This is a genomic window from Nonomuraea sp. NPDC005501, from assembly GCF_040605905.1.
Taxonomy (GTDB): Bacteria; Actinomycetota; Actinomycetes; order Streptosporangiales; family Streptosporangiaceae; genus Nonomuraea.
This window is the reverse complement of sequence record NZ_JBEXDT010000026.1, coordinates 47967-74500: the sequence shown is the minus strand read 5'-3', so window position 1 is coordinate 74500 and position 26534 is coordinate 47967. Positions and strand designations below refer to the sequence as shown.

Sequence of the window (26534 nt, the reverse complement as noted above, 5' to 3'; positions counted from 1 at the left end):
ATCGTTCTCGTCGCGCGACACTCTGTGACCTCTCTAGTCCATAGCTGTGCGCGACCTTTCCTAACAGATTCCACCCGCCTTTGTCCGGATATTTCACAGCAAGCTCATAAATTGTTCCCAACCTCATATACACCTCCCCTTTCACCACTCCCATCCGCCCGCGTCCCGGTTCTAGTTACTGACGAGTAGCATGGGCCCGACAGCAGTCCAGCAACGAGGAGCGAACCCCGTGCCTTCCTCTCGTGACGTCGTGTTCGTCGACGGCGTGCGCACCCCCTTCGGCCGGTCGGGGCCGAAGGGGCTGTATGCGGAGACCCGCGCCGACGACCTGGTCGTCCGCGTCATCCGCGAGCTCATCCGGCGCAACCCGGGCCTGCCGCCGGAGCGCGTGGACGAGGTCGCGATCGCCGCGACCACCCAGATCGGCGACCAGGGCCTGACCATCGGCCGCTCGGCCGCGGTGCTGGCCGGGCTGCCGAAGTCCGTCCCCGGCTACGCCATCGACCGCATGTGCGCGGGCGCGATGACCGCGGTGACCACGGTCGCGGGCGGCATCGCGTTCGGCGCGTACGACGTCGCCATCGCGGGCGGCGTCGAGCACATGGGCCGCCACCCGATGGGCGAGGGCGTCGACCCCAACCCGCGCTTCCTGTCGGAGCAGCTCGTCGACCCGAGCGCCCTGGTCATGGGCATGACCGCCGAGAACCTGCACGACCGCTACCCCACGATCGGCAAGGAGCGCGCCGACGCGTACGCGGTGCTGTCGCAGGAGAAGGTGGCCAAGGCGTACGCCGACGGCAAGATCCAGCCCGACCTGGTGCCGACCGCGATCCGGACGGCCGAGAAGGGCTGGGGCCTCGCGGTGGAGGACGAGGCGCCCCGCCCCGGCACGACGATGGAGGGCCTGGGCGCGCTGAAGACGCCGTTCCGGCCGCACGGGCGAGTGACGGCGGGCAACTCCTCCGGCATCAACGACGGCGCCACCGGCTGCGTCGTGGCGGCCCGCGAGGTCGCCGAGGAGCTCGGGCTGACGGCCAGGATGCGGCTGGTGTCGTACGCGTTCGCCGGCGTGGACCCCGAGGTGATGGGCGTGGGCCCGATCCCGTCCACGGAGCGGGCGCTGCGGCTGGCCGGGCTGTCGATCTCCGACATCGGGCTGTTCGAGATCAACGAGGCGTTCGCGGTGCAGGTCCTGGCGTTCCTGGAGCACTTCGGCATCGCCGACGACGACCCCCGCGTCAACCCGTACGGCGGCGCGATCGCCTTCGGCCACCCGCTGGCCTCCTCGGGCGTGCGGCTGATGACGCAGCTCGCCCGCCAGTTCGCCGAGCGCCCGGACGTGCGCTACGGCATCACCACCATGTGCGTCGGCATGGGCATGGGCGGCACCGTGATCTGGGAGAACCTGGCATGAGCAATCTCGACACCTGGCGGGCGCTGCTGAGCGAGCGCAACTCTGACGAGGTCGTCACCAGGGCGCTGGTCCGCGACGTCGAGCTGCCCTACGGCGCCGGCACGATGGCGCTCATCACGCTGGACAACGGCTTCGACCACACCAAGCCCAACACGTTCGGCCCGCACGGCCTGTTCGCGCTGAACGGCGCGCTGTCGGAGATCGCCGCCCGGAGCGACCTGGCCGCGGTGGGCGTGACCGGCAAGCCGTTCATCTTCGCCGTCGGCGCCGACCTCAAGGGCGCCGCCTCGGTCGCCTCGCGCGAGGAGGCGCTGGCCATCGGCGCGCTCGGGCACCACGTGTTCCGGCGGCTGGGCGAGCTGGCGATCCCGTCGTTCGCCTTCGTCAACGGCGCGGCGATGGGCGGCGGCCTGGAGATCGCGCTGCACTGCACCTACCGGACGATCTCCTCGGGCGTCCCGGCCGTCGCGCTGCCGGAGTGCTTCCTCGGCCTGGTGCCGGGCTGGGGCGGGACGCAGCTCCTGCCGCGCCTGGTCGGCCCGGCGAACGCCATCAAGCTGATCATCGAGAACCCGCTGTCGCAGAACCGCATGGTCAAGGGCGCCCAGGCGTACGAGCTGGGCGTCGCGGACGCCATGTTCGAGCCCGCCGACTTCCTGGAGGAGTCGTTGCGCTGGGCGGCCCGGGTCGTCAACGGCGAGGTCGCGGTCGAGCGTCGCTCGCATGACGGTGACGACTGGGACAAGGCGGTCGCGGACGCGCGGTTCCTCGTGGACATGAAGCTGCGCGGCGCCTCCCCCGCCCCGTACCGGGCGCTCGACCTGGTCGCGCGGGCCCGCACCGCCTCCCGTGACGAGGGGTTCGCCGCCGAGGACGAGGCGCTGGCCGACCTGCTGATGAGCGACGAGTTGCGCGCCGGCCTGTACGCCTTCGACCTGGTGCAGCGGCGGGCCAAGCGGCCGGCGGGCGCGCCCGACAAGTCGCTGGCGCGGAAGGTCACCAAGGTCGGCGTGGTGGGCGCGGGGCTGATGGCATCGCAGATGGCGCTGCTGTTCGCCCGCCGCCTGGAGGTGCCGGTCGTCCTGACCGACCTCGACCAGGGCCGCCTCGACAAGGGCGTCGGCTACGTCCACGCCGAGGTGGACAAGCTGCTGGCCAAGGGCCGCGTGTCGGCCGACCAGGCCAACCGGCTCAAGGCGCTGGTCAGCGGGTCGCTGACCAAGGACGCGTTCGCGGACGCCGACTTCGTCATCGAGGCCGTCTTCGAGGACATGGCGGTCAAGAAGAAGGTGTTCGCCGAGGTCGAGGCCGTGGTGAGCGCGGAGTGCGTGCTGGCCACCAACACCTCGTCGCTGTCGCTGACCGAGATGGGGGCGGAGCTGGCGCGTCCGGAGCGGCTGGTCGGCTTCCACTTCTTCAACCCCGTCGCGGTGATGCCGCTCCTGGAGATCGTCAGGGGCGCCTCGACCGACGACGCGACGCTCGCCACCGCGTTCGCGGTCGGCAGGACGCTGAAGAAGTCGTCGGTGCTGGTCAAGGACGCGCCGGCGTTCGTGGTGAACCGGCTGCTGACCCGCTTCATGGGCGAGGTCATCTCCGCCGTGGACGAGGGCACGCCGCTGGAGGTCGCCGAGCACGCGCTGGACGACCTCGGGCTGCCGATGACGCCGTTCGCGCTGCTCCAGCTCGTCGGGCCGGCCGTCGGCCTGCACGTGGCCGAGACTCTGCACGCGGCGTTCCCCGCCCGGTTCGGCGTCTCGGCGGGCATGGCCAAGCTCGTCGCCTCCGGCAAGCCGGGCGTGTACGCTCCCGACTTCTCGCTCGACCCGGAGGCCGTGGCGCTGTTCGCGGACGGCGACGCGCCGTCCACCGCCGACGATGTACGGCGGCGCGTGCTGGAGGCGCTGGCCGAGGAGATCCGCATCATGCTCGACGAGGGCGTGGTGGCGGCCCCGCAGGACATCGACCTGTGCATGATCCTCGGCGCGGGCTGGCCGTTCCACCTGGGCGGCGCCACGCCGCTGCTGGACCGGACCGGGTTCGCGCGGCCCCGCTTCCTGCCGCCGGGCGTGGCCTCGGTGCCCGCCTGACCGTGGCGTGAGGGAAGGGGACTCGCGGTGGCGCCGCGGGTCCCCTTTTCTGCGTCCTTTGCCGCCGCTCTGCGCCCTGTCCATCACATGGCCGAATCGGGGACGATCCATGGCCGCCGCCGTCGGGACCGCCGGGTACCTACACCGGTGTCACACCAGGCACACCAGCCCCAACGGTCCCCACGCTCACTCAGGTCGTCGGCCGGGGCGGGCCCGTGCCACGACGGAGAGGACAGGCATGAGATCGCTCAAGGTAACCGCGCTGTGCGGGGCCTTCCTGATGGCGGCCGCCCTGCCGGCCATGGCGGCGCAGGACGGGCGGACGGCCCTGCGGATCACCGTGACGGCGTCCGGCCAGGAGCCGCAGACGTACGTGCTGCGCTGCGACCCGGACGGCGGCGACCACCCGAACCCGCAGGTGGCCTGTGACCGGCTCCGGGCCGTGGACGGCCGGCTGTCGGCGCTGCGCCGGTCCAGCAGCGCCTGCCCGTGGATCTCGGAGCCGTACGAGGTGGCCGTGGTGGGGCGCTGGCAGGGCCGCAACATCACGCTGCACTCGACCTTCTCCAGCCCGTGCCGCGCCAAGGCGGCCGGCGACGGAGTGTTCGCCTTCTGAGCCCAGGCGTACGGGCGGGAAGCGCGTGGGGGCCGGGAGACCGTCCCCCACGTCTCCCGCCCCTACCGGGTCTTGGCCGCCTCGACCCGGCTGTGCCGGTAACCGTAGGTGAAGTACAGCAACGCGCCCACGATCATCCAGATGAGGAACCGCAGCCACGTCTCGACCGGCAGGTTGAGCATCAGGTAGAAGCAGGCCAGCACCGACAGGATGGGCAGCACCGGCACCAGCGGCGTGCGGAACGCCCTGGGCAGGTCGGGCCGCGTGCGCCGCAGGATGATCACGCCGGCCGACACCACCACGAACGCGAACAGCGTGCCGATGTTGACCAGCTCGGCCAGGGCCCCCAGCGAGATGAACCCGGACAGCAGCGCCGACACGATCCCGATGATGACCGTGAGCCGGGCCGGCGTGCCGAATCTCGGGTGGACCTTGGCCAGCGTGCGCGGCAGCAGCCCGTCACGGCACATGGCGAACAGCACCCGGGTCTGGCCGAGCATGAGGATCATCACCACGGTCGTGAGCCCGGCGATCGCGCCGATGCTGATGAGCCCGGCCGCCCATTTCTGGCCGACCGCGGTGAAGGCGTCGGCCAGCGGCGCCGAGGTGCTGAGCGTCTTGTAGTTCTGCATGCCCACGACGACCAGCGAGACGGCCACGTACAGGACCGTGCAGATCGCGAGGGAGCCGATGATGCCGCGCGGCATGTCGCGCTGCGGGTTGATGGTCTCCTCGGCGGCGGTGGCGACGATGTCGAAGCCGATGAAGGCGAAGAAGACGATCGCCGCGGCCGAGAAGATGCCGATCACGCCGTACGCGACGGGCGTGATGTTGAACAGGACCTGGATCAGCGGCGCCTTGAGCCCGGCCACCTGCTCCGTGGCCTGCGGCGGCGGGATGAACGGCGAGTAGTTCGCCGGCTTGATGAAGAACAGCCCCGCCACGATGACGAGCAGGATCACCGCGACCTTGATCGCCACGATGACCTGGTTGACCCGCGAGGAGAGCTTGATGCCGGCCACCAGGATCGCGGTGAGGATGAGCACCACGATCATGGCCGGCAGGTTGACCACCGGGTCGTCGCCGGAGATGGACGCGGGCAGCGGCAGGCCGATCGAGGACAGCAGCGACGCGAAGTAGCCCGACCAGCCGACCGCCACCACCGCGGCCGCCAGCGCCATCTCCAGCATGAGGTCCCAGCCGATGATCCAGGCGGGCAGCTCGCCGAGCGTGGCGAAGGAGAAGGTGTACGCCGAGCCCGCCACCGGGATCGTGGAGGCGAACTCGGCGTAGCACAGCGCCGCCAGGCCGCAGACGATCGCGGAGACGACGAAGGCGATGGCCACGGCCGGTCCGGCCGTCTGCTTGGCCACCTGTCCGGTCAGCACGAAGATACCGGTGCCGACGATCACGCCGATGCCGAAGACGGTCAGGTCGACGGCGGTCAGGCGCTTGCGCAGCCGATGCTCCGGTGCCTCGGTGTCGCTGATGGACTGCTCAACCGTTTTCGTGCGAAGTACGTCCACGAGTGTGACCTTGCCCACACGCGCGGGCATCATGCACCCGCGCGCGCACCTGACGCGGCCGAGGTCCGCCGAGGTCAGCGCTGGGCGGACGGGCTCCTCAGGGGCTGGTCGCGGCGGGCGACCGCCTCGGTGATCCGGCGGGCGAGGTCCTGCCCGGTGAGCCCGACGCGGCCGAGGATCGTGGCCCGCTTGGCGTGCTGGAGGAACTCCTGCGGGATGCCGAAGGTGCGGACCGGCACGTCCACGTCGGCGTCGCGCAGCAGCCGGGCCACCGCGTCGCCGACGCCGCCGACGCGGCCGTTGTCCTCGACGACCGCGACCAGCCGGTGGGCGCCCGCCGCGAGCACGAGGGCCTCGTCGAGCGGCTTGACCCAGCGCGGGTCGACCACGGTCGCCGAGATGCCCTGGGCGTCGAGCAGCACCGCGGCGTCCATGCACGCCTGGGCCATCGGGCCGACGGCGACGATCAGCACGTCGGCGTCGCCGGCGCGCAGGACGTCCATCGCGCCGAGCCGCCCGGCCGCCTCGATCGGCGCGGCCACCGGGCCCTTGGGGAAGCGGACGACCGTGGGACCGTCGGTGACGGACACGGCCTCCTGCAGCAGCTCGGCCAGGCGCTCGCCGTCGCGCGGCACGGCGATCCGCAGGCCGGGCACGACCTGGAGGATCGACAGGTCCCACATGCCGTTGTGGCTGGCGCCGTCGTCGCCGGTGACGCCCGCCCGGTCGAGGACCACCGTGACCGGCAGCCGGTGCAGGGCGACGTCCATGAGGAGCTGGTCGAAGGCGCGGTTGAGGAAGGTGGCGTAGACGGCGACGACCGGGTGCAGGCCGCCGAGCGCCAGGCCGGCCGCGCTGGTCAGCGCGTGCTGCTCGGCGATGCCGACGTCGTAGGTGCGGTCGGGGAAGGCGTCGGCGAAGGCGGCCAGGCCGGTCGGGTGCAGCATGGCGGCGGTGATCGCGACGATGTCCTCCCGGTCCTTGCCGAGCCGGACCAGCTCCTCGCTGAAGACGTCGGTCCAGATGCGGCCCTTGGGCTTCTCCGCGCCGGTCACCCGGTCGAAGGCGCCGGGCGAGTGGAACTGGTCCTCGTCGTGGTTCTCGGCCGGGGAGTAGCCGCGGCCCTTCTGGGTGAGGGCGTGCACGATGACCGGGCCGCGGAAGTCGCGGGCGGTGCGCAGGGCGGCCTCCATGGCCTGCTCGTCGTGGCCGTCGATGGGGCCGACGTACTTCAGGCCGAGGTCCTCGAACATGACCTGCGGAGCCAGGATGTCCTTGACGCCCTTCTTGAAGCCGTGCAGCGCGTCGTACAGGACCGGGACGTTGCCGATCTTCTCCTTGACGTACTCGAGGAAGTCCTCGTAGCGGCGCGTGACCCGCAGTTTGGACAGGTGGGAGGCGAGCCCGCCGATGGTCGGCGAGTAGGAGCGGCCGTTGTCGTTGACGACGATGACGAGCGGCAGGTCCTTGACCGCGGCGATGTTGTTGAGCGCCTCCCAGGCCATGCCTCCGGTGAGCGCGCCGTCGCCGATCACGGCGACGGCCGTGCGGTCGCGCTCGCCGCGCAGCTTGAACGCCTTGGCCAGGCCGTCGGCGTAGGACAGGGCGGTGGAGGCGTGGGAGTTCTCGACGAAGTCGTGCTCGGACTCGGCCTGGCTCGGGTAGCCGGACAGGCCGCCCTCCTGCTTCAGCGCGCCGAAGCCGGCGGCCCGGCCGGTGAGCAGCTTGTGGACGTACGCCTGGTGGCCGGTGTCCCAGATGACCGGGTCGCGGGGTGAGTCGAACACCCGGTGGATCGCGATGGTGAGCTCCACCACACCCAGGTTGGGGCCGAGGTGCCCGCCGAAGCGGGAGCAGCAGTCGACGAGCAGGTCGCGGATCTCGTTCGCCAGTCCCGGCAGCTCCTCGGCATCGAGCCGTTTGACGTCGTGCGGTCCCTCAACCGAGCCCAGCAACCCGCTCACGGATGCATCCCCTCTGCTCCTGTGCGCCAACGGCTTGAAGTCTAGTTCGTGGATGCCTCGCTGACTCCATCGAGTCAATTCCACCCACATATGTCCGATCTTGACCTAGTCTTTCCCTCACTATGAAGACTCTCCCCATGAGGAAGCTGACGACTCTCGTGGCCACCGGCGTGCTCGCCTCGCTGGTCGGCGCGGGCACGGCGGCAGCACAGACCGACCCCGTCAACACCGCCGGACAGCAGGCCCAGCAGCAGGTCCAGAACTCCGGCCAGCAGGCCCTGCAGCTCGCCGCGCCGCCGCGCGGCAAGGCGGCCGCCACCGCCAACCCCCTGTACAAGACCGGGACGCTCGCGGACTCGCACTGCTCCCCCGGCAGCCTGCCCAAGGGCAGCACCGCCGCCTACAAGCGGTTCCTCACCAAGGTGACGAACTGCCTGAACGCGTCGTGGTCGACCCAGTTCCGCAAGGCGAAGCTGTCGTTCAGCAAGCCGCGTCTGCGCATCATCACCCGCAAGCTGCGCACGCCCTGCGGCCCGTGGAGCACCGGCGCCGACGGCGTCTACTGCTCCGTCGACCGCACGATGTACATGCTCGTGACCAAGACGCAGCTGCGTGACCCGTTCGCGCTGGGCATCACCCGCCTCATGGCGCACGAGTACGGGCACCACGTGCAGCAGATCTCCGGCATCTGGAACTACTACTGGCCGGCCCGCGCCCGCGCCTCCAAGGCGGGTCAGCTGCAGCTCTCGCGCCGCTCCGAGCTGCAGGCCGAGTGCTTCTCCTCCGTCTTCATGCGGACGATCGAGGACACGCTCCCGATCGACCCGTCGGAGTGGGACTACACGGTCGACTGGTTCCGCAAGAACGGCGGCAAGGCCTGGCCGCAGAACGACCACGGCAGGGGCTCGTCGCAGGCGTACTGGATGAACCGCGGCTACGGCTCGGCCTCCCCGGGCTCCTGCAACACCTGGGCAGCCTCGTCCCGCGCGGTCGCCTAGCGACCCCCGTTCACGGTATTCACCGGCGCGGTCGCGTCCTTCGGGGCGCGGCCGCGTCTCGCGTTTCCGGCCTTTCCCCAGACAGCCCACCAAATCACCATCAACTGGTCTAGTATCCGCGATCGTGCGTATTCCCCTTGTCGCAGCGTCGGTCTGCGTGATCGCGGGTCTGATCACGCCCGGTACGGCCGGCGCGCAGACCGCGGCGGCCTCCGCAGCGGCCTCCACGGCGGCACAGGCCGCCTCCGGCGTTCCCCACGCGGCCGCGGTTCCCCCCGCCGTCCTGGCCGAGAACCGGATCTACCGCTCCGGCACCGCCGCGCCGCTGTCCTGCCCCATCCCGGAGATCCGTGAGGGGAGCGCCGCCTCGCTCAAGACGTTCCACCGCGCGATGGCCCGCTGCGCGGACCGCTTCTGGGCCATCCGGTTCAAGGCCGCCGGCCTGCGCTACACCTCGCCGAGGGTGACGATCACCACGGGCAGCTCCTCGGTCTGCGGCAGGATCAGCAGCAACGGCGCCCAGTACTGCCCCGCCCAGCGCACCGTCGCCATCCGCATCATGAAGCGGGACCTCACCGACCCGTTCAAGATGAACATCGCCCACTCCGTCGCCCACGAGTGGGGCCACCACGTGCAGCAGCTCACCGGCATGCTCGACGAGCAGAACCGCCTCTACTGGCGATCCGGCGGCAGCGCCCGCACCGTCCTCAGCCACCGGCTGGAGATGCAGGCCGAGTGCTTCGCCGGCGTCTTCTACAGCGCCGCCCTCGACTCCGTCGACCCCGGCATCACGTGGGACCAGTGGATCGGCGCCGTCCGCGAGGCCGAGGAGAGCAAGGTCCACGGCAAGCCGCGCAACCTCGCCTACTGGCAGGACCGCGGCTACTCCAGCGGCTCGGCCGGCTCCTGCAACACCTGGACGGCGTCGTCCGCCCGCGTCTCCTGACGGTCCCGGTCCCCTTGGACGGTCTCAGCCGGTCACGCGGGCCAGGACCTCCAGGGGATCGGCCAGCACGTGGGCGAAGGCCAGCTCGGCCGCGCCCACGAGCGTCGCGTCGTCGGCCAGGGCCGAGGTGCGCAGCCGTAGCCGCTCCCGCTGCGGGCCCATCGCGTGCGTCGCGAGCCGGCTGCGCACCTGGGCCGCCGAGCCCAAATACACCTCACGCAGCATGCCCCCGAAGATGACCATCTCGGGGTTGAAGATGTTGACGAGGTTGGCGACGCCCAGGCCCAGCCAGTCGCCCACCCGCTTGAGCGCCTCCTGCGCCACGATGTCGCCCCGGTCGGCCGCGTCCACCACGGCCCGCACCGCCTCGCGCCCCTGACGGCCCACGGCCTCCCCCACCGGCGCCGGCTCAGGACCACGCCCGGCGGCCTCCAGCAGGGCCCGCTCCCCCACCTCGGCCTCCAGGCAGCCGCGCGACCCGCAGCCGCACGGCCGGCCGCCCGGGTTGACCACCATGTGGCCGACCTCGCCGCCGTAGCCGTCGTGGCCGCCCAGCAGGTGGCCGCCCGTGATGATGCCGCCGCCGATGCCGACGTCCCCGTGCAGGTAGATGAGGTCGCGCACGGCGACGGCCACGCCGCGGCTGTGCTCGGCCAGCGCCGCCAGGTTGGCGTCGTTGCCCACGCTCACCGGCAGCCCCAGGCCCAGCCGGCGGCCCAGCTCCTCACCGAAGGGCACCGCCTCGGCCCCCAGGTTCGGGCCGAACATGATCACTCCGTCGTCCCTGCGCACGCCTCCGGACACGGCCGCGGCGGCGCCGACGCACACGGTGTCCGCGCGTGTCTTGCGCCGCATCTGCCGCGCGAAGCCCGCCAGCGCCCCGGCCAGCTCGTCCAGGTCGAACGGCACGCGGCGCCGCGACGTCTCCCGGCGGTCCAGGATCGCGCCGCCCAGCCCGACCCGGGCCGCCGCCAGCCGGTCCGGGCCCACGTCGAAGGCGAACACGTACACCCGCGACGACTCCGGCCGCACCACCAGCGAGGGACGGCCCGCGCGCCCGGTCTCGCGCGGCAGTTCCTCGCGCACCAGGCCGGCGGCCGTGAGATCGGAGGTCAGGGCCATGATGGTGCTGCGGTTCAGCCCCATCTTGGCGGTCAGCTCGGCCCGCGAGATCGGCCCCCCGAGGTGGACATGGCGCAGCAGGGCGCCGAGGTTGTGACGCCTGATGTCCTCCTGTGAGGGGCCGGCACGCATCGTCTGAGCATCCTTGAACGACGGAAAGTCGCTGATCACCTTAGACCAGCGGCGGCCGCCCGCTTGCGCGCCACGGCATCCACACCCGCCGCCAGCAGCAGGACGAAGCCGGTGACCAGGTACTTGACGCTGGAGCCGTACTGCATGAGGGCCATGCCGTTGTCGATGACCGCGATGACCGCGCCGCCCAGCACCGCGTCCAGCACCCGGCCCTTGCCGCCGAACAGGCTCGTGCCGCCGATCACCGCCGCGCCCACCGCGTACAGCAGCACGGAGCTGCCGCCCGTGTTCGGGTCCACGGAGCTGGCCCGGGAGGCGGCCACGATGCCGCCGACGGCCGCCATCGAGGAGCAGATCACGAACGCGCTCACCCGGATCCGGTCGACCGCGATGCCCGCCCGGCGCGCCGCCTCGGCGTTGCCGCCGACCGCGTACACGTGCCGGCCGAACGCGGTGCGCCGCAGCACGAACGTCCACAGCACCAGCAGCGCGAGGATGACCGGCACGACGATCGGCACGCCCTTGAGCGAGGCGAACGCCGGGTTGAAGCTGCGCTCCAGGTTCAGCGCGTACACGGCCAGGCCGGCGAGGACGGCCAGGGCGCCGACCCGGGCGGCGATGAGCGACGGCGGATCGGCCACCAGTCCGCGCGCGGCCCGCTTGCGCGACCGCAGCACCTGCAACCCGGCGTAGGCGAGGACGGAGGCCGCGTACAGCGCCCAGCCCAGCGCGGGCGGCAGGTTGCGCTGCGCGACGGCCTTGATGACGGGGTCGTTGATGGAGATGTTCGTGCCCTCGTTGACCAGGACCAGCACGAGCCCCTGGAAGGCGAGGAAGGCGGCCAGCGTCACCACGAACGACGGGATGCCGACCTTGGCGACGAGCGTGCCGAGCACGGTGCCGATGACCGTGCCGGTGACGATCGCGGCGAGCACGCCGACGTACCAGGGCAGCCCCATGTTGGTCAGCGTGACCGCGAGGACGGCCGCGCAGACGCCGCTGCTGAAGCCGGCCGACAGGTCGATCTCGCCGATGAGCAGCACGAACACCAGGCCCATGGCGATCACGGTGATCGCCGCGCCCTGGGTGAAGAGGTTGGCGAAGTTGATGGCGCTGAGGAACGCGGGCCGGGCCAGGGCGAAGGCCGTGCACAGCACCACCAGCCCGAGGACGGCGGGCAGCGCGCCCATGTCGCCGGCCCGCACCCTCTCGGTGTAGGCGCGGGCGCTGTGGCCGATCGACGGCGAGCGCACCGCCGTCACCACCGCCTCGCCGGGAAGCTCCTTGACCTTGCTCATCAGATGACCCCGTTCCTGAGGCCGAGATCTCCGCTGCGGCCCGAAGTGATCAGTTCGACGACCTGGGCGTGCGTCACGTCGGCGGTCCTGACCTGGGCGGCCATCCTGCCGAGGTAGAGCGCCGCGATCCGGTCGGAGACGGCGAAGACGTCGTTCATGTTGTGCGAGATGAGGACGACGGCCAGGCCGTTGTCGGCGAGCCGGCGCACCAGCTCCAGCACCTGCGCGGTCTGGGCGACGCCCAGCGCCGCGGTCGGCTCGTCGAGGATGACGACCTTGCTGTCCCACAGCACGGCCTTGGCGATGGCGACGGTCTGGCGCTGGCCGCCGGACAGGCTGGAGACCTGCTGGCGGATGGACTTGACCGTGCGGACGGACAGGCTGCTCAGGGTCTGCTCGGCGAGCTCCTCCATGGAGTCCTCGTCCAGCACGATGCCGCGGCGGCGCTCCCGGCCGAGGAACATGTTCTGGACGATGTCCAGGTTGTCGCAGAGCGCCAGGTCCTGGTAGACGATCTCGATGCCGAGCTCGCCGGCGTCGCGCGGGCCGTTCACCTGGACGGGACGCCCGTCGAAGAGCAGCTCGCCGTTGTCGATGGGGTGGATGCCGCCGATGCACTTGACCAGCGTCGACTTGCCGGCGCCGTTGTCGCCGACGAGGGCGGTCACCTCGCCGGCGTAGGCGGAGAACGTCACGTCGTGCAGGACCTTCACGGGGCCGAAGCTCTTGTCGATCCCGCGCGCTTCGAGCAGGGGGGTCATGGGTCTCCCTCGGGCAGGGGCGCGGCCGGGCGGCGCCGGCCGCGCCCCGGATGAGCTTCGTTACTGGATTCCTGCCTCGGTGCACTTGGCGGCGAAGTCACCCGTGCACAGCTCCTCCTTGGTGACGTAGCCGTCGGCGACCACGTCCTTGACCGTGTCGAACGTGATGGCCACCGGCTCCATCAGCTCGGCCGGCACGTCCTGGCCGGACTCGGGGTCCTTGACGCTGCCGCTCGCCGCCGGCTTCTCGCCCTTGGCCAGCGCGACCGCGAGCTTGGAGGCGGCGTCGGCCTCCTTCTTGACCGCCTTGTAGACGGTCATGCACTGGTCGCCCACGAGGATGTTCTGCAGGCCCTGGACGGTGGCGTCCTGGCCGGTGACCGGCACCTTGCCGTTGAGCTTGTTCTTCTTCAGCACGGTGATGGCGGCGTTGCCGAGGCCGTCGTTGGCGGCCAGCACGCCGGCGATCTTCGGCTGTGTGGTGAGCATCTGCTCGAACAGCGTGCCGGCCTGGGTGTTGTCCCAGTCGGGGACGGACTGCTCCGGGCCCTTGACGTACTCGCCGGAGTCGAACTTGGGCTTGAGCACGCCGTCGTAGCCGGCCTTGAACAGGGTGGCGTTGTTGTCGGTCGGCGAGCCGTTGAGGTAGGCCACGATCGGCTTGTCGGCCTTCTTGTCGGTCAGGCACTTGCTCAGGCCCTCGCCCTGGAGCTGGCCGACCTTGGTGTTGTCGAAACTGACGTAGTAGGCGGCGCCTCCGCCCAGGGTGAGCCGGTCGTAGTCGATGGTGACCACGCCCTGCGAGCGGGCCTTGTCGATCACCGTCTTGCCGGTTCCGCTGTCCAGGTTGACGATCATCAGCACGGTGGCGCCGTTGGTCATCATCTGGTCGGCGATGGTCTGGAAGGCGGTCTTGTCGTTCTGGGCGTTCTGGATGTCGTACTGCACCCCGGCGGCCTTGAACGCCTCCTCCAGGTACTTGCGGTCCGCCGTCTCCCAGCGGGCCGAGGACTTGCTGTCGGGCAGGATCACACCGATCTTCCCGGTCTTCTGCTGTGGTGATGCCTGTGCCGTGGCGCCGGTCGTGCTCTGACCGCCGTCGCCCCCGCAGGCGGTGAGACCGAGGGCGAGCGCGGCGGCCGCGGCGGTCGTGCTGAGGATCCCCTTGCGCATGTGCAGGGTCCTTTCTTCCGGAGGGGCCCGGATGAATGTTGTTTGCGGCAACGTATTCCGCCGTAGCCTGCTTTGGAAGACCCCCAGAAGGGGGAGTTTGTTGTTCCCGGTAACAATCCAGAAACGCCCCCTCAACACGGGCGGCCCTGCCGGCCACCTGCCGTTCACGCTGCGGCCGCGCGCAAGCGCTTTCCAGCGAGAGGTCAGGTGGCGAGGCTCTGGGCGATCAGTGCCGCCGCCGACGTGGCGGCCACGGCCAGGACCGCGGTCCGGACCTTGCCGCCGTCGAGGTAGCGCCGCAGCGGCCCCGACACCGCGAACCCCAGCGCCATCGGCACGAGCAGCGCGGCGCCCGTCACCAGGGCGCGCGAGGGCAGCCGGTCCACCACGGCGAGCAGGACCAGCGACTGGCCGGCGCTCAGGAAGAAGAACATGGCCAGGGTCGCGCGGATCTGCGGCCCCTTGGCGTGCTGGTAGACCAGCGCGATCGGCGGGCCGCCGATGCCGGTGGCGGTGCCGGTGACGCCCGAGAGGAACCCCGCCCCGGCGATCGTCGCGCCGTTGCGCGGGACGGCGAGCGCGCTCGCCGTCAGGCCGACCGCCACCAGCACCATCACCCCGACGAAAACGCCCAGCGTATGGACGGACACCTGGACCACGATCACCGCGCCGACCACGCTGCCCGGCAGCCTGCCCAGGACGGCGAAGCCGAGGCCACGCCAGTCCACCCTCCGCCACTCGGCGGCCAGGGTCAGCAGCGGCAGCGTCATGTTCGCCACCTGCATCGCCCCGGGCATCACGCCGGGGTCGAGCATGGTGAGCACGGGCGCGGCCACCAGCCCGAGACCGAAGCCCACACCGCCCTGGACGACCGCCCCAACAAAAACCGCCAAACCACCAAGAATCAGGACCAATGCCGTAGGAGTCATGAGCGAGAGTCAATCATCCTTACCCATGGTGACCCTTCGTGTGACGACAGTGACTGCGTGCAGGTATGGTCTCACGTAGACGCAGTCGTCGTTGCTGATGACGAGCACAGGGCGACTCGGGAAACGTGATGAGCCCCTAAAGGCCCCCCGTCACCCTCCCCCCGCATCGTACGCGGCCATCCCAGTCAAGATCATCGTTCCGCTGACCACCACCGAGCGAGGATGGGACAACCACATCCCCATCGGTTGCGACGGCACCGGCCTGGAAAAACCCAGCTGGGCCATGGCCGAGCAGGTGCGCAGTGTCTCGCCTCTGCGCTTCACCAAGAGGATCGGCATCGTGTCCGGCGACGTCTTGCACGAGGTCACTGGCTGGATCGCCGACATGCTCTAGACAACCGCCACCCGGCGAATTCGAGCTTCGCCGGGTGGCGGTCTCCCATCTTTCCAGAGGCGGGGCCGATCCGAGGGACCGGCACGCCTTCGACAGGTTTCACTCGGCCGGTCCCGGGACGCCCGCGGAGCCGCGGGAGGCCAGCCGCCGTTCCAGCCCGTCGAGGATGAGCGCGAGCCCGCCCTCGAAGGCCCGGTCGCCCTGGGGGTCGCCGATCCGCTCCAGGGCCGCCATCAGGCGTGGGTACGCCCGGGCGAGCTCCTCCTCGTCGGGCGGCCCCTCGGCGTCGTCCCGCGCCCGGTCGGCCTGCTCCTCCAGTACGAAGCCGGCGACGTACCCGCTGACCGAGGACAGCCCCAGCATGGCGTCCTCCGCCGTGAACCCGGCCGACTCCAGCGCCGCCACCGCCCGCTCGACCAGCGCGAACAGCTCGGGCGACGGCCGGGTCCCCGCGGCCAGCCGGGCACCGTCGCGGCGGGAGTTGAGCATCGCGCGGTCGCCCCGGGCGCGGTCGGCGACCCACTCCCGCCACCGCGCCGGGTCGGTGAACACGGGCAGCGCGGGCTGCTCACTCACCATCTGCGCCGCCATGGCGTCCAGCAGTTCCTGCTTGTTCCGGAAGTGCCAGTAGAGGGCGGGGGCCTGCACGCCCAGCTCGCCGGCCAGCCGCCGCAGCGTGAGCTTGTCGAGCCCGCCCTCGTCGAGCAGCCGCAGCGCGGTCGCGACGATGGTGTTCTTCTCCAGTGCCACGGTTGACAGCTTAACGCTGTTCAAGCATCCTTAACGATGTTAGATTTAACGCCGTTAAGGAGGCTCGGATGATCCGGGTGGAGGGCTTGCGCAAGCGGTACGGGGACCAGGAGGCACTCAAGGGCATCGACCTGCACGTCGAACGGGGCACGGTGTGCGGCCTGCTCGGGCCGAACGGCGCGGGCAAGACCACGGTCGTGCGCATCCTCACCACGCTGCTGCGTCCCGGCGGCGGCCGCGCCGAGGTGGACGGGCTCGACGTGGTGCGCGACGCGGCGCGCCTGCGCTTCCGCATCGGCCTGGCCGGCCAGCACGCCGCCGTGGACGAGCTGCTCACCGGCCGGCGCAACCTGGAGATGTTCGCGCGGCTCTACCACCTGTCCCGGGCGCAGGCGCGGCGCAGGGCCGACGAGCTGCTGGAACGGTTCGGACTGGCGGAGGCGGCGCGGCGGCCGGTCAAGGAGTACTCCGGGGGCATGCGGCGGCGGCTCGACCTGGCCGCGAGCCTGATCGTGTCACCGCCGGTGCTGTTCATGGACGAGCCCACCACCGGGCTCGACCCGCGCAGCCGGATGCAGCTGTGGGAGCTGCTGCGCGACCTCGTCAAGGAGGGCACCACGCTCCTGCTGACCACCCAGTACCTGGACGAGGCCGACCAGCTGGCGGACCAGGTCGTGGTGCTCAGGGAGGGCGCCGTGGCCGCCGCGGGCTCGCCCGAAGAGCTGAAGCGGACGATCGGCGGCGACCGGGTGCAGATCGTCTTCCGGCGACCCGGAGACGTCGACACGGGGCTGCGGCTGCTGCGGAGCACCGGGACACCGGAGGTCGAGAGCGCCGAGGGTCGGCGGGTGACCGTTCCCGCGGCCGACGGCGCGCAGTCGCTCATCCGCATCGCCGGCGCGCTGGACGCGGCCGGCATCCCCGTGGAGGACCTGACGCTGCGGCGGCCCACCCTCGACGAGGTCTTCCTCCGCCTGACGGCCTGAAAGGAGCCCATCGATGTACGAGACCCTGCGCTGGTCCCTGCTCGACTCCCTCACCATCGCGGGCCGCACCTACTCGCGGTTGAAGGCCCAGCCGGGCGAGATCGTCGCGTTCCTGGTGTTCCCCGTGATCATGACGGTGCTGTTCGGTTACGTCTTCGGCAGCGCGATCGTCCTGCCCGGCGGGGGCGACTATCGGAGCTTCCTCATGCCCGGCATCTTCATGCAGGTCATGGCCATGACCGCGACCTCGGCCGCCACCACCGTGGGCGAGGACATGGCGCGCGGGATCATCGACAGGTTCCGTGCCCAGCCCATCGCCCGCAGCGCCGTGCTCGTCGGGCGCAGCGTGGCCGACCTGTCGATGCACCTGCTGTCGCTGGCCGCCATGGTGCTGGCCGGAGTGCTGATCGCCGGATGGCGGGCGCACGGGAGCCTCGGAGACACGGTGGCGGCGTTCGGGCTGCTGGCGTTGTTCGGGTTCGCGATGATCTGGGTGGGCACGTACATCGGCTTGTGGATCAAGAGCGGCGCGCAGGCGGACGCGGCCACGTTCGGCTGGCTGTTCCCGATGACGTTCCTGGCCAACACGTTCGTCCCCACCGAGGGGCTGCCGGTCTGGCTCAAGCCCGTCGCCGACTGGAACCCCATGAGCGCCGTCGTCGCCGCCACCCGCGGCCTCTTCGGCAACCCCACCTCGGTCTCCCCGGCCTGGCCGCTGCAGCATCCGGTGACCGCGAGCCTGGTCTGGTCGGTGGGGATCCTCGTGGTGTTCCTGCCGCTGGCCGTGCACCGCTACCGCACCATGGACCGCTGACATGCGAGGACGCCGCCCCCGGATCGCGGGGGCGGCGTCCTCGACGCGCGTTACTTGGCGAGCAGCGAGCGCAGCACGTACTGCATGATGCCGCCGTGCCGGTAGTAGTCGGCCTCGCCCGGCGTGTCGATGCGGACCACCGCGTCGAACTCGACGTCACCGGCCTTCACGTGCACGGTCCGCGGGATGCCGCCCTTGTTGAGCTCCTCCACACCGGTGATGTCGAACGTCTCCTCGCCCGTCAGCCCCAGCGACTCGGCCGTGGCGCCCTCGGGGAACTGCAGCGGGAGCACCCCCATGCCGATGAGGTTGGAGCGGTGGATGCGCTCGTACGACTCGGCGATGACGGCGCGGACGCCGAGCAGCGCCGTGCCCTTGGCCGCCCAGTCGCGCGAGGAGCCCGAGCCGTACTCCTTGCCGGCCAGCACCACGAGCGGCGTGCCGGCGGCGGCGTAGTTGACGGAGGCGTCGTAGATGAACGACACCGGGGCGTCGGCCTGGGTGAAGTCGCGGGTGTAGCCGCCCTCGGTGCCCGGCGCGATCTGGTTGCGCAGGCGGATGTTGGCGAACGTGCCGCGGATCATCACCTCGTGGTTGCCGCGCCGCGAGCCGTACGAGTTGAAGTCCTTGACCTCGACCCCGTTGGCCTGGAGGTACTGCGCGGCCGGGGTGCCGGCCTTGATGGAGCCGGCCGGCGAGATGTGGTCGGTGGTGACCGAGTCGCCCACCTTGACCAGCACCCGGGCGCCGGCGATGTCGGTGACGGGCTCGGGCTTCTCCGGCATGCCGTCGAAGTACGGGGCCTTGCGGACGTACGTGGACGACGGGTCCCACTCGAACGTGTCGCCGGTGGGGATCGGCAGCGACCGCCAGTGGTCGTCGCCCTTGAACACGTCGGCGTAGTCGCGCTCGAACATGTCGCGGCCGATCGAGGAGGTGACGACGGCCGAGATCTCCTCCGGCGACGGCCAGATGTCGCGCAGGAACACCGGCTGCCCGTCGGCGCCCGTGCCGAGCGGCTCGTTGTCGAGGTCGATGTCCATGGTCCCGGCCAGCGCGTACGCCACGACGAGCGGCGGCGAGGCCAGGTAGTTCATCTTGACGTCGGGGTTGATGCGGCCCTCGAAGTTGCGGTTGCCGGACAGCACGGCGGTGACCGCGAGGTCGTTGGCCTGGACCGCCTCGGAGATCTCCTCGGGCAGCGGGCCCGAGTTGCCGATGCAGGTGGTGCAGCCGTAGCCGACGAGGTTGAAGCCGATCTTGTCGAGGTACGGCTGGAGGCCCGAGCGCTCGAAGTAGCCGGTGACGACCTGCGAGCCGGGCGCCAGCGAGGTCTTGACCCACGGCTTGCGGGTCAGGCCCTTCTCCACCGCGTTGCGGGCCAGCAGGGCGGCGCCGAGCATGACGTACGGGTTGGAGGTGTTGGTGCACGAGGTGATCGCGGCGATGGCGACGATGCCGTGGTCGATCTCGAACGAGGTGCCGTCGGCCAGGGTCACCGGCACCTTCTTGTGCGGGCGGGAGCCGTTGAGCGCGGCGGCGTGCGGCTGGTCGCCGTCGCCGTCGTGGCTGATCGCGGGCGAGTCCGAGGCCGGGAACGACTCGTCGGACGCCTCGTCCGCGGGGCCGAGGACGCTCGGCGCGTAGTCCTTGACGGCCGCGCGCCAGGCGCTCTTCGCCTCGGAGAGCGCGATGCGGTCCTGCGGGCGCTTCGGGCCGGCGATCGACGGGACGACCGTGCCGAGGTCGAGCTCCAGGTACTCGGAGAAGACCGGCTCGTCGGCGGACGGGTCCAGCCACAGGCCCTGCGCCTTGGCGTACGCCTCGACGAGGGCGATCTGCTCCTCGGAGCGGCCGGTGAGGCGCAGGTAGTCGACGGTCTGGCCGTCGATCGGGAAGATCGCGCAGGTGGAGCCGAACTCGGGGCTCATGTTGCCGATCGTGGCCCGGTCGGCCAGCGGCACGGACGAGACGCCCTCGCCGTAGAACTCGACGAACTTGCCGACCACGCCGTGCTTGCGCAGCATCTCGGTGATGGTCAGCACCAGGTCGGTGGCGGTGGCGCCGGCCGGCAGCTTGCCGCTCAGCTTGAAGCCGACCACGCGCGGGATCAGCATGGAGATCGGCTGGCCGAGCATCGCGGCCTCGGCCTCGATGCCGCCGACGCCCCAGCCGAGGACGCCGATCCCGTTCTCCATCGTGGTGTGGGAGTCGGTGCCGACGCAGGTGTCGGGGTACGCCTTGCCGTCGCGGGTCATGACCACGCGGGCCAGGTGCTCGATGTTGACCTGGTGCACGATGCCGGTGCCGGGCGGGACGACCTTGAACTCGTCGAAGGCGGTCTGGCCCCAGCGCAGGAACTGGTAGCGCTCGCGGTTGCGCTCGTACTCCCGCTCGACGTTACGCCGGAAGGCGTCGGGGTGGCCGAAGTAGTCGACGATGACCGAGTGGTCGATGACCATCTCGGCGGGGGCCAGCGGGTTGATGCGGGCCGCGTCGCCGCCGAGGTCGCGCACGGCCTCGCGCATGGTGGCCAGGTCGACGACGCACGGAACGCCGGTGAAGTCCTGCATGATGACGCGGCCGGGGGTGAACTGGATCTCGACGCTGGGGGCCGCGCTCGGGTCCCACTCGCCGAGCGCCCGGATGTGGTCGGCGGTGATGTTGGCGCCGTCCTCGGTGCGGAGCAGGTTCTCCAGGAGGATCTTCAGGCTGTACGGGAGGCGGGCAGCGCCCTCGACGGCGTCCAGCCGGAAAATCTCATACGACGCGTCGCCGACGCGTAGCGTGTCACGGCTGCCGAAGCTGTTCGCGGACACGGTGATTCGCCTCCTCCATAGACCAGTGCGTGATCGTGGGGACGCTCGCGGCTGCCTGCCCGCGGCATTCCGCGCGCTATGCCGGATTCGCTCCCAGTTGAATCCTGCCGCACCCCGGGACTGATCAGCACGTTAGGTGACCCTAACCGGCGGTTGCAGCGGTGTCTCGACGTCAAGATATCGCGAAAAGTATCTCGACATCAAGTTAAACGGAGAGAGTGGAGGCCGAGGAGAGGCGTCCGGCCTGATCACACGGGGACTCCGGGCGGGCCGCACGGGGACTCCGGCATGGCCGCGAGGGGAATCGGGCGGGCTACACGGGCGCGAGGCGCAGGAACAGCAGGGCGATGATGGCGACCGACAGCACGGGCGCGAGGATCTTCTGCTCGAACTTCTTGCCGGTCTTGATGCCGATCTTCCACGGCAGCACGAACTTCACCGACATCGGCCAGAGCACCGGGCAGCCACGCTCGGTCATGCAGTCGCCCACCACGTGGATCAGGCAGCCGAGGGCCACGGCCATGCCGAGCCACGCGTACCCGACGCCCTGGGAGAGGAAGACGGCGTACAGGCCGGCGGTGAGACCGATGTTGACCAGCGCCGAGCCGAGCTTGTTACCGGGGATGCCGATGCCGATGGCGCGTAAGGCGAGCCCGACGAGCAGCACCACCATGATGTCGCGCCCGATCGGGTAGGCGCCGGCCAGCCAGTGCGCCCCGAACCCGAGCGCGACCGCGAACACCAGCGAGTGCGTGGCGCCCCGGTGCCCGCCGCTCGCCCAGCAGACCGCCTTGCTCAGCAGCCACGTCACGGGGCCGAACGTCTGCGCGATCGTCGCGCTGGGATGGTCGAGGTCGGGCAGCATCGCGGCGCCCGCGCAGACGAGCGCGCCGGCGATGAGCTCCGCCGGGGTCAGCGCGTTGGCCATGATCCCGGTCTCGATGAACCGGGACGACTCCGTCACCATCGGCAGCGCCGCGAGCCCCGGCGCCAGCCCCAGCCATGCGATGGCCCCCGTCATCGCGTGCGTGTGCCCCATCATGATCCGGACTGTACGGCAAAGCGACGACAGGTGAGCGTGCCGTACGGGAACGGTCCCGTACCCGTACGTCATACGTCCACGAACCAGTCCGGAAACGCAGACGAGGTCGTCTCCACGGCGACAGCACCCCCCAGCCCTGCCGACGCGGAACGACCTCGTCTGCACTGAACAACGACCCCGTTCCGGATCCTGTTCCCGAATTCCGCGACTTTTTCGTGATGTGTCTCACTCCGCCGGGAGCGTTGCAGACGACATACTTCCGATATATCGTTGAAGCATCGCGAACAGTCGCGAGGTATCTCAGAGGAGGAAATATCATGACCACAGCACATGCAGCCGGCGGGCAGTGGCCCGACGCGCGTGAGTTCAAGCGGGCGGCCCGCGAGGCCGTCAGAGCCCTCAGGGCCACGGCAGGAGCCTGGGAGGAGGCGGGACACCGCCGCCACCACGATCACCACCATCCGCACGAGGAGAGGTCGCGCGCCCGGCGTCCGTTCCCGCCCGAGTTCGGACGGGGCCCCTGGGGTCCGGGCGGCCCGTTCGGTCCTGGCGGGCCGTTCGGTCCCGGTGGGCCGTTCGGCGGCCACCGCGGCTGGGGCGGCCGGGGCCGCAAGGCCAAGCGGGGCGACGTGCGCGCCGCGATCCTGGCCCTGCTCTCCGAGGAGCCGCGCAACGGCTACCAGATCATCCAGGAGATCGCCGAGCGCAGCGAGGGCGGCTGGAAGCCCAGCCCCGGCGCGGTCTACCCGGCGCTGCAGCAGCTCACCGATGAGGGCCTGGTCGTCGCCGAGGAGAACGAGGGCCGCAAGACCTTCCGCCTGACCGACGAGGGCCGCGCGTACATCGACGCCCACGGCGACGAGGTCCGCACCCCGTGGGACGAGATGCGCCCCGACATCGACGACAATGCGGCCGATCTGTGGGACATCGCCCGGCAGTCCGCTTTCGCGATGGTTCAGGTTCTCCAGACCGGAACCGACGCACAGATCCGCGAAGCGCGTAAGACTCTGGTAGAGACCCGGCGCAAGCTCTACCAGATCCTGGCCGACGGCGACCCGGGCGAGGAGTGACCGCATGACCGGCTTCGCAACGGACAGCCGGCTCGGAGAGAGGGAGGCCCCTCCCATGGACCCCAAGGATCTCCGCATCGGCGACGCCGAACGCGAGCAGACGATGGCCGCCCTGCGCGAGCACTTCGCGCAGGGCCGCCTGGACCACGAGGAGCTCGACGAGCGCCTCGACCGGGCGCTGGCCGCGCGCACCGCCGGCGACCTGGCGCAGGTCACGGCCGACCTGCCCGGCTCCCCCGCCGTCCACCCCGGCCCGCCCGCGACGCCGATCCCGGGCATGGACGACTGGAAGGCGGCGATGCACGCCCACCGGCAGCAGATGGAGCAGGGGCGCCACGCCCACCGCGACATGCGCCGCGCCTACCGTGACATGCGCCACCAGGGCCGCCGCCACGGCCCGAAACCGTTCCTGCCGGTGCTGGCGGTGTTCCTCATCCTGGGCATGATCTTCGGCGGGTGGGGCGTGTTCAAGGTCCTGTTCGTGGTGTGGATCGTCGGCATGGTCTTCTCCCTGATCCACCGCCGCAACAACCGCCAGTGACCCGTGGTCCTGGAGTCAGCCGAGGGCGCGGTCCAGGTTGAAGGCGGCGCTGATCAGGGCCAGGTGGGTGAAGGCCTGGGGGAAGTTGCCCTGCTGCTCGCCGTTCTGGCCGATCTCCTCGGCGTACAGGCCCACGTGGTTGGCGTAGGTGAGCATCTTCTCGAAGGCCAGCCGGGCCTCCTCCACGCGGCCCGCCCGTACGAGTGCCTCGACGTACCAGAACGAGCAGATCGAGAACGTGCCCTCCTCCCCCCGCAGCCCGTCGGGGCTGGCCTCCGGGTCGTAGCGGTAGACGAGGGAGTCCGACACCAGGTCGGCGGTGAGCGCGTCGAGGGTGGACAGCCACTTCGGGTCCGTGGGCGAGATGAACTTGACCATCGGCATCATCAGGACGGCGGCGTCGAGGACGTCGTCGTCCTCGTGCTGCACGAACGCGCCCCGCCCGGGCGACCAGCCGCGCCGCATGAGCTCCCGGTAGATCATGTCGCGGGTGTCGCGCCAGCGCGGGATGTCGGCGGGCAGGCCGCGGCGGCGGGCCATCCGCATGGCCCGCTCGATCGCCACCCAGCACATCAGCCGTGAGTACAGGAAGTTCTTGCGCCCGCCGCGGGTCTCCCAGACGCCCTCGTCCGGCTGGTTCCAGTGGGCGCACACCCAGTCCACCAGGGCGCAGACGTCGTCCCAGTGGTCGCTGGAGATCGGCTGGCCCCACTTGTCGTAGAGGTAGATCGAGTCGATGAGCGCGCCGTAGATGTCGAGCTGGAGCTGGTCGGCGGCGGCGTTGCCGACCCGGACGGGGGCCGAGCCCTGGTACCCCTCCAGGTGGGTCAGCTCGCGTTCGGGCAGCTCGGTGCGGCCGTCGATGCCGTACATGATCTGGAGGGGCCCGGACGGGCCGTCCTCGCGGCGGCAGACGCGGTGGGTGAGGAAGCTCATGAACGCCTCAGCCTCGCCGGTGAAGCCCAGCCGCAGCAGCGCGTAGACGGCGAAGGCGGCGTCGCGTACCCACAGGTAGCGGTAGTCCCAGTTGCGCTCGCCGCCGAGCTGCTCGGGCAGGCTGGTCGTGGGCGCGGCGACGATCGCCCCCGTGGGCGCGTACGTGAGGAGCTTGAGGGTGAGCGCCGAGCGGTGCACCATCTCCCGCCAGCGGCCGCGGTAGCGCGAGGCGGACAGCCAGCGCCGCCAGAACCGTACCGTGGCGTTGAACTCGTGCTCCGCCTCCTCGTGCGGGCAGCCGCGCGGCGACACGTCGGTGCGGACCCGGTCCAGCGCGAACACCGCGGACTCGCCCTCCTGCAGCGTGAAGTCGGCGTGCGCGTCGCGTTCGTCGCACTCGACGGGGACCGTGGCGGTCAGCGCGAGCGACAGGGCGGCGGAGGAGAAAACGACGAGGCCGTCGCGCCGGGTCAAGTCGTGCGGCTCGGCGCCGTAGCCGAACCGGGGCGCCACCCGCGCCCGGAAGGGGATCTGCCCGCGTACGCAGAGGACGCGGCGGATCAGACGGTGCCGGTCGGCCTCCGTCTCACCGCCGGTCATCGGCATGAAGTCCTGGATCTCGCCCACCCCGTCCCCGGTGAAGAAGCGGGTGATCAGCACGTTCGTGTCGGGGAAGTAGAACTGCTTGGTCCGCGCGGGGACGGTGGCGCACAGCTCGAACGCCCCGCCCCGGTCCGCGTCCAGGATGGAGGCGAAGACGCTGGGCGAGTCGAAGGACGGGCAGCAGTACCAGTCGATGGTGCCGTCGGTGCCGACCAGGGCGACGGTCCGCAGGTCGCCGATCAGGCCGTGCTCGGCGATGGGCAGGTAGCGGGAGGCCCTGGACGGGCCCTGGTGATCGAATGTCACGGCCATCGCGGCGACCTCCCCGGACGTCGGCTGTCCCCTGTCCATGGTGCTACGCCGCCCGTCACGGGCCGTCACCGGCCGCCCGGTTCGTCCGAACACCCCCCGCGGCGCTGCGGCAGGCGGCCTTCCGCGCATAAAAGGGGATGAACCTCGCCAGATTCGGTGCCAGGCTGGGCTCGTGAGCGACACGCAGACCGTGGTCCTGGTCGAGGGCGACAGCGACAAGTCGGCCATCGAAGCGTTGGCCGAGCGCCATGGCCGGAACCTGGCGGCCGAAGGCGTCTCCCTTGTCGCGATGGGCGGTGCCACGAACATCGGGACGTATGTCGGCAGGTTCGGCCCTCACGGCCGCGATCTCCGGCTGGCCGGTCTGTGCGACGTCGGGGAGGAAGGCGACTACCGGAGGGCTCTCGAGCGCGCCGGCCTCGGCTCCGATCTCAGCCAGAGCGATCTGGAGGCGCTCGGATTCTTCGTGTGCGTCGCCGACCTGGAAGACGAGCTGATCCGCGCGCTCGGCACCGACACGGTCGAGCGCGTCGTCGATGCCGAGGGCGACCTCAGCTCATTTCGGACGCTCCAGATGCAACCCGCATGGCGTGGGAGAACCACTCACGACCAGCTTCGCCGGTTCATGGGATCAGGCAGTGGCCGCAAGATCCGCTACGCCGGCCCGCTCGTCGCGGCACTCGATCCCGATCGCGTGCCGCGACCGCTGGAGATGTTGCTCGCCCACCTGTGAGGCAGCCGCTCACCGGGTGCTGCCCGACCTGGCCGGCCTGGTGACAGGGTCGTTTGGGACAGGCCAACTGATCGGAAGTGGACAGTCGGAACCCCGACCGGCTAACGTGATCTTGTTGTTGCCAACTCCCCCCTGTGAAAGAAGAAACGTCTTGCGGAAACCGGCATCTGTCGCGCTGCTCGCATCCCTTGTCCTGGGCATTCTCCCGGGTGCGTCCCCCGCCCAGGCCGACACCGAGGCAGCCACACACTACTTCTGCCTCTACGAGCACGACGACTACAAGGGCGGGAAGTGGTGCATCACGGAAGGCGCCTACAAGCAGCAGAAGAAGGACAACAATCTGTCCAACAACTACTGGCAGGGCACGTCACGCCCGGTCAACAACGGCGCCAGCTCGATGAAGAACGACACCCTCTGTGCGGTATGGCTCTACGACGCCTACTCGTACGGCGAGGGCGACTACTACTTCGCGGAGGGCAAGTCCGAGGACTCCGACCTGACGAACAACGGGTTCGACAACGAGGCATCCTCGCTGCACATGGACTGCTCCTAGGCCGGTAGGCGA

At 70.6% G+C, this 26534-nt stretch carries 23 protein-coding genes; 12 read left to right on the top strand and 11 right to left on the bottom strand.

The window, feature by feature from the left end:
• Positions 1-250 precede the first annotated feature (250 nt).
• The 3 genes from ABZS51_RS15710 (at position 251) to ABZS51_RS15700 (ending at position 4120) form a co-directional block, all read left to right on the top strand.
• Positions 251-1414: a thiolase family protein gene (locus ABZS51_RS15710; RefSeq protein ID WP_310711014.1), complete on the top strand. Its 1164-nt coding sequence runs from the start codon at positions 251-253 to the stop codon at positions 1412-1414.
• Positions 1411-3504: a 3-hydroxyacyl-CoA dehydrogenase NAD-binding domain-containing protein gene (locus tag ABZS51_RS15705; protein WP_355440777.1), complete on the top strand. Its 2094-nt coding sequence runs from the start codon at positions 1411-1413 to the stop codon at positions 3502-3504. Before ABZS51_RS15710 ends, ABZS51_RS15705 begins: the two co-directional genes overlap by 4 nt.
• A gap of 238 nt (positions 3505-3742) precedes the next feature.
• Positions 3743-4120 (top strand): SSI family serine proteinase inhibitor, encoded by a 378-nt coding sequence (locus ABZS51_RS15700; RefSeq protein ID WP_355440774.1) that lies wholly within the window; start codon positions 3743-3745, stop codon positions 4118-4120.
• A gap of 62 nt (positions 4121-4182) precedes the next feature.
• Here ABZS51_RS15700 and ABZS51_RS15695 read toward each other — a convergent pair whose 3' ends face one another.
• Both ABZS51_RS15695 and dxs read right to left on the bottom strand, forming a co-directional pair.
• Positions 4183-5646: an amino acid permease gene (locus ABZS51_RS15695; RefSeq protein ID WP_355440771.1), complete on the bottom strand. Its 1464-nt coding sequence runs from the start codon at positions 5644-5646 to the stop codon at positions 4183-4185.
• A gap of 74 nt (positions 5647-5720) precedes the next feature.
• A complete protein-coding gene (gene dxs, locus ABZS51_RS15690; protein WP_355440797.1) occupies positions 5721-7601 on the bottom strand; it encodes a 1-deoxy-D-xylulose-5-phosphate synthase in 1881 nt (626 codons plus the stop codon).
• Positions 7602-7747: 146 nt separating this feature from the next.
• On the opposite strand from dxs, the gene ABZS51_RS15685 reads away from it, so the two are divergent.
• A complete protein-coding gene (locus tag ABZS51_RS15685) occupies positions 7748-8608 on the top strand; it encodes a neutral zinc metallopeptidase (protein ID WP_355440768.1) in 861 nt (286 codons plus the stop codon).
• A 124-nt stretch (positions 8609-8732) separates the two neighbouring features.
• Positions 8733-9554 (top strand): neutral zinc metallopeptidase, encoded by an 822-nt coding sequence (locus ABZS51_RS15680; protein ID WP_355440765.1) that lies wholly within the window; start codon positions 8733-8735, stop codon positions 9552-9554.
• A gap of 24 nt (positions 9555-9578) precedes the next feature.
• Here the strand turns inward: ABZS51_RS15680 and ABZS51_RS15675 are convergent, their stop codons facing one another.
• The 5 genes from ABZS51_RS15675 to ABZS51_RS15655 all read right to left on the bottom strand — a co-directional run bounded on the left by ABZS51_RS15675 (position 9579) and on the right by ABZS51_RS15655 (position 14933).
• Positions 9579-10808: an ROK family transcriptional regulator gene (locus ABZS51_RS15675; RefSeq protein WP_355440762.1), complete on the bottom strand. Its 1230-nt coding sequence runs from the start codon at positions 10806-10808 to the stop codon at positions 9579-9581.
• Between the two features lie 35 nt (positions 10809-10843).
• The gene (locus tag ABZS51_RS15670) at positions 10844-12106 is read right to left on the bottom strand and encodes an ABC transporter permease (protein ID WP_310710992.1); all 1263 of its coding nucleotides are present in this window, start codon (positions 12104-12106) and stop codon (positions 10844-10846) included.
• Positions 12106-12867 (bottom strand): ATP-binding cassette domain-containing protein, encoded by a 762-nt coding sequence (locus ABZS51_RS15665; RefSeq protein ID WP_355440759.1) that lies wholly within the window; start codon positions 12865-12867, stop codon positions 12106-12108. Before ABZS51_RS15665 ends, ABZS51_RS15670 begins: the two co-directional genes overlap by 1 nt.
• Before the next feature lie 60 nt (positions 12868-12927).
• Positions 12928-14040: a substrate-binding domain-containing protein gene (locus ABZS51_RS15660; RefSeq protein WP_310710990.1), complete on the bottom strand. Its 1113-nt coding sequence runs from the start codon at positions 14038-14040 to the stop codon at positions 12928-12930.
• 203 nt (positions 14041-14243) lie between these two features.
• On the bottom strand, positions 14244-14933 hold the full coding sequence (locus ABZS51_RS15655) for a sulfite exporter TauE/SafE family protein (RefSeq protein ID WP_355440755.1): 690 nt from the start codon (positions 14931-14933) through the stop codon (positions 14244-14246).
• A gap of 133 nt (positions 14934-15066) precedes the next feature.
• Here ABZS51_RS15655 and ABZS51_RS15650 point away from each other — a divergent pair, with 133 nt between their 5' ends.
• Positions 15067-15363: a type II toxin-antitoxin system PemK/MazF family toxin gene (locus ABZS51_RS15650; RefSeq protein ID WP_355440794.1), complete on the top strand. Its 297-nt coding sequence runs from the start codon at positions 15067-15069 to the stop codon at positions 15361-15363.
• Positions 15364-15462: 99 nt separating this feature from the next.
• Here ABZS51_RS15650 and ABZS51_RS15645 read toward each other — a convergent pair whose 3' ends face one another.
• Complete coding sequence (locus ABZS51_RS15645; protein ID WP_355440752.1) at positions 15463-16113, bottom strand: TetR/AcrR family transcriptional regulator C-terminal domain-containing protein; 651 nt, start codon at positions 16111-16113, stop codon at positions 15463-15465.
• Positions 16114-16181: 68 nt separating this feature from the next.
• On the opposite strand from ABZS51_RS15645, the gene ABZS51_RS15640 reads away from it, so the two are divergent.
• Both ABZS51_RS15640 and ABZS51_RS15635 read left to right on the top strand, forming a co-directional pair.
• The gene (locus ABZS51_RS15640) at positions 16182-17099 is read left to right on the top strand and encodes an ATP-binding cassette domain-containing protein (protein ID WP_310710984.1); all 918 of its coding nucleotides are present in this window, start codon (positions 16182-16184) and stop codon (positions 17097-17099) included.
• A 13-nt stretch (positions 17100-17112) separates the two neighbouring features.
• Positions 17113-17913, top strand: a complete 801-nt coding sequence (locus ABZS51_RS15635; RefSeq protein WP_355440749.1) for an ABC transporter permease — start codon at positions 17113-17115, stop codon at positions 17911-17913.
• 50 nt (positions 17914-17963) lie between these two features.
• Here the strand turns inward: ABZS51_RS15635 and acnA are convergent, their stop codons facing one another.
• On the bottom strand, positions 17964-20732 hold the full coding sequence (gene acnA / locus ABZS51_RS15630; protein WP_355440746.1) for an aconitate hydratase AcnA: 2769 nt from the start codon (positions 20730-20732) through the stop codon (positions 17964-17966).
• A 313-nt stretch (positions 20733-21045) separates the two neighbouring features.
• Positions 21046-21774, bottom strand: coding sequence for a metal-dependent hydrolase (locus ABZS51_RS15625; protein WP_355440744.1), 729 nt, complete (start codon positions 21772-21774; stop codon positions 21046-21048).
• 317 nt (positions 21775-22091) lie between these two features.
• Here ABZS51_RS15625 and ABZS51_RS15620 point away from each other — a divergent pair, with 317 nt between their 5' ends.
• Both ABZS51_RS15620 and ABZS51_RS15615 read left to right on the top strand, forming a co-directional pair.
• Complete coding sequence (locus ABZS51_RS15620; RefSeq protein ID WP_310710980.1) at positions 22092-22844, top strand: PadR family transcriptional regulator; 753 nt, start codon at positions 22092-22094, stop codon at positions 22842-22844.
• Positions 22845-22899: 55 nt separating this feature from the next.
• Positions 22900-23385, top strand: coding sequence for a DUF1707 domain-containing protein (locus ABZS51_RS15615; protein ID WP_355440741.1), 486 nt, complete (start codon positions 22900-22902; stop codon positions 23383-23385).
• A gap of 15 nt (positions 23386-23400) precedes the next feature.
• On the opposite strand, the gene ABZS51_RS15610 is transcribed toward ABZS51_RS15615, so the two are convergent.
• Positions 23401-25236 carry a glycoside hydrolase family 15 protein gene (locus ABZS51_RS15610; RefSeq protein WP_355440738.1) on the bottom strand — a complete coding sequence of 612 codons (1836 nt, stop codon included), beginning with the start codon at positions 25234-25236 and terminating at the stop codon, positions 23401-23403.
• 172 nt (positions 25237-25408) lie between these two features.
• On the opposite strand from ABZS51_RS15610, the gene ABZS51_RS15605 reads away from it, so the two are divergent.
• Both ABZS51_RS15605 and ABZS51_RS15600 read left to right on the top strand, forming a co-directional pair.
• The gene (locus ABZS51_RS15605; RefSeq protein ID WP_355440735.1) at positions 25409-25969 is read left to right on the top strand and encodes a TOPRIM nucleotidyl transferase/hydrolase domain-containing protein; all 561 of its coding nucleotides are present in this window, start codon (positions 25409-25411) and stop codon (positions 25967-25969) included.
• Between the two features lie 151 nt (positions 25970-26120).
• Entirely contained in the window at positions 26121-26522 is a 402-nt protein-coding gene (locus ABZS51_RS15600; protein WP_355440732.1) for a peptidase inhibitor family I36 protein, read from the top strand.
• The last annotated feature ends 12 nt before the right edge of the window (positions 26523-26534 follow it).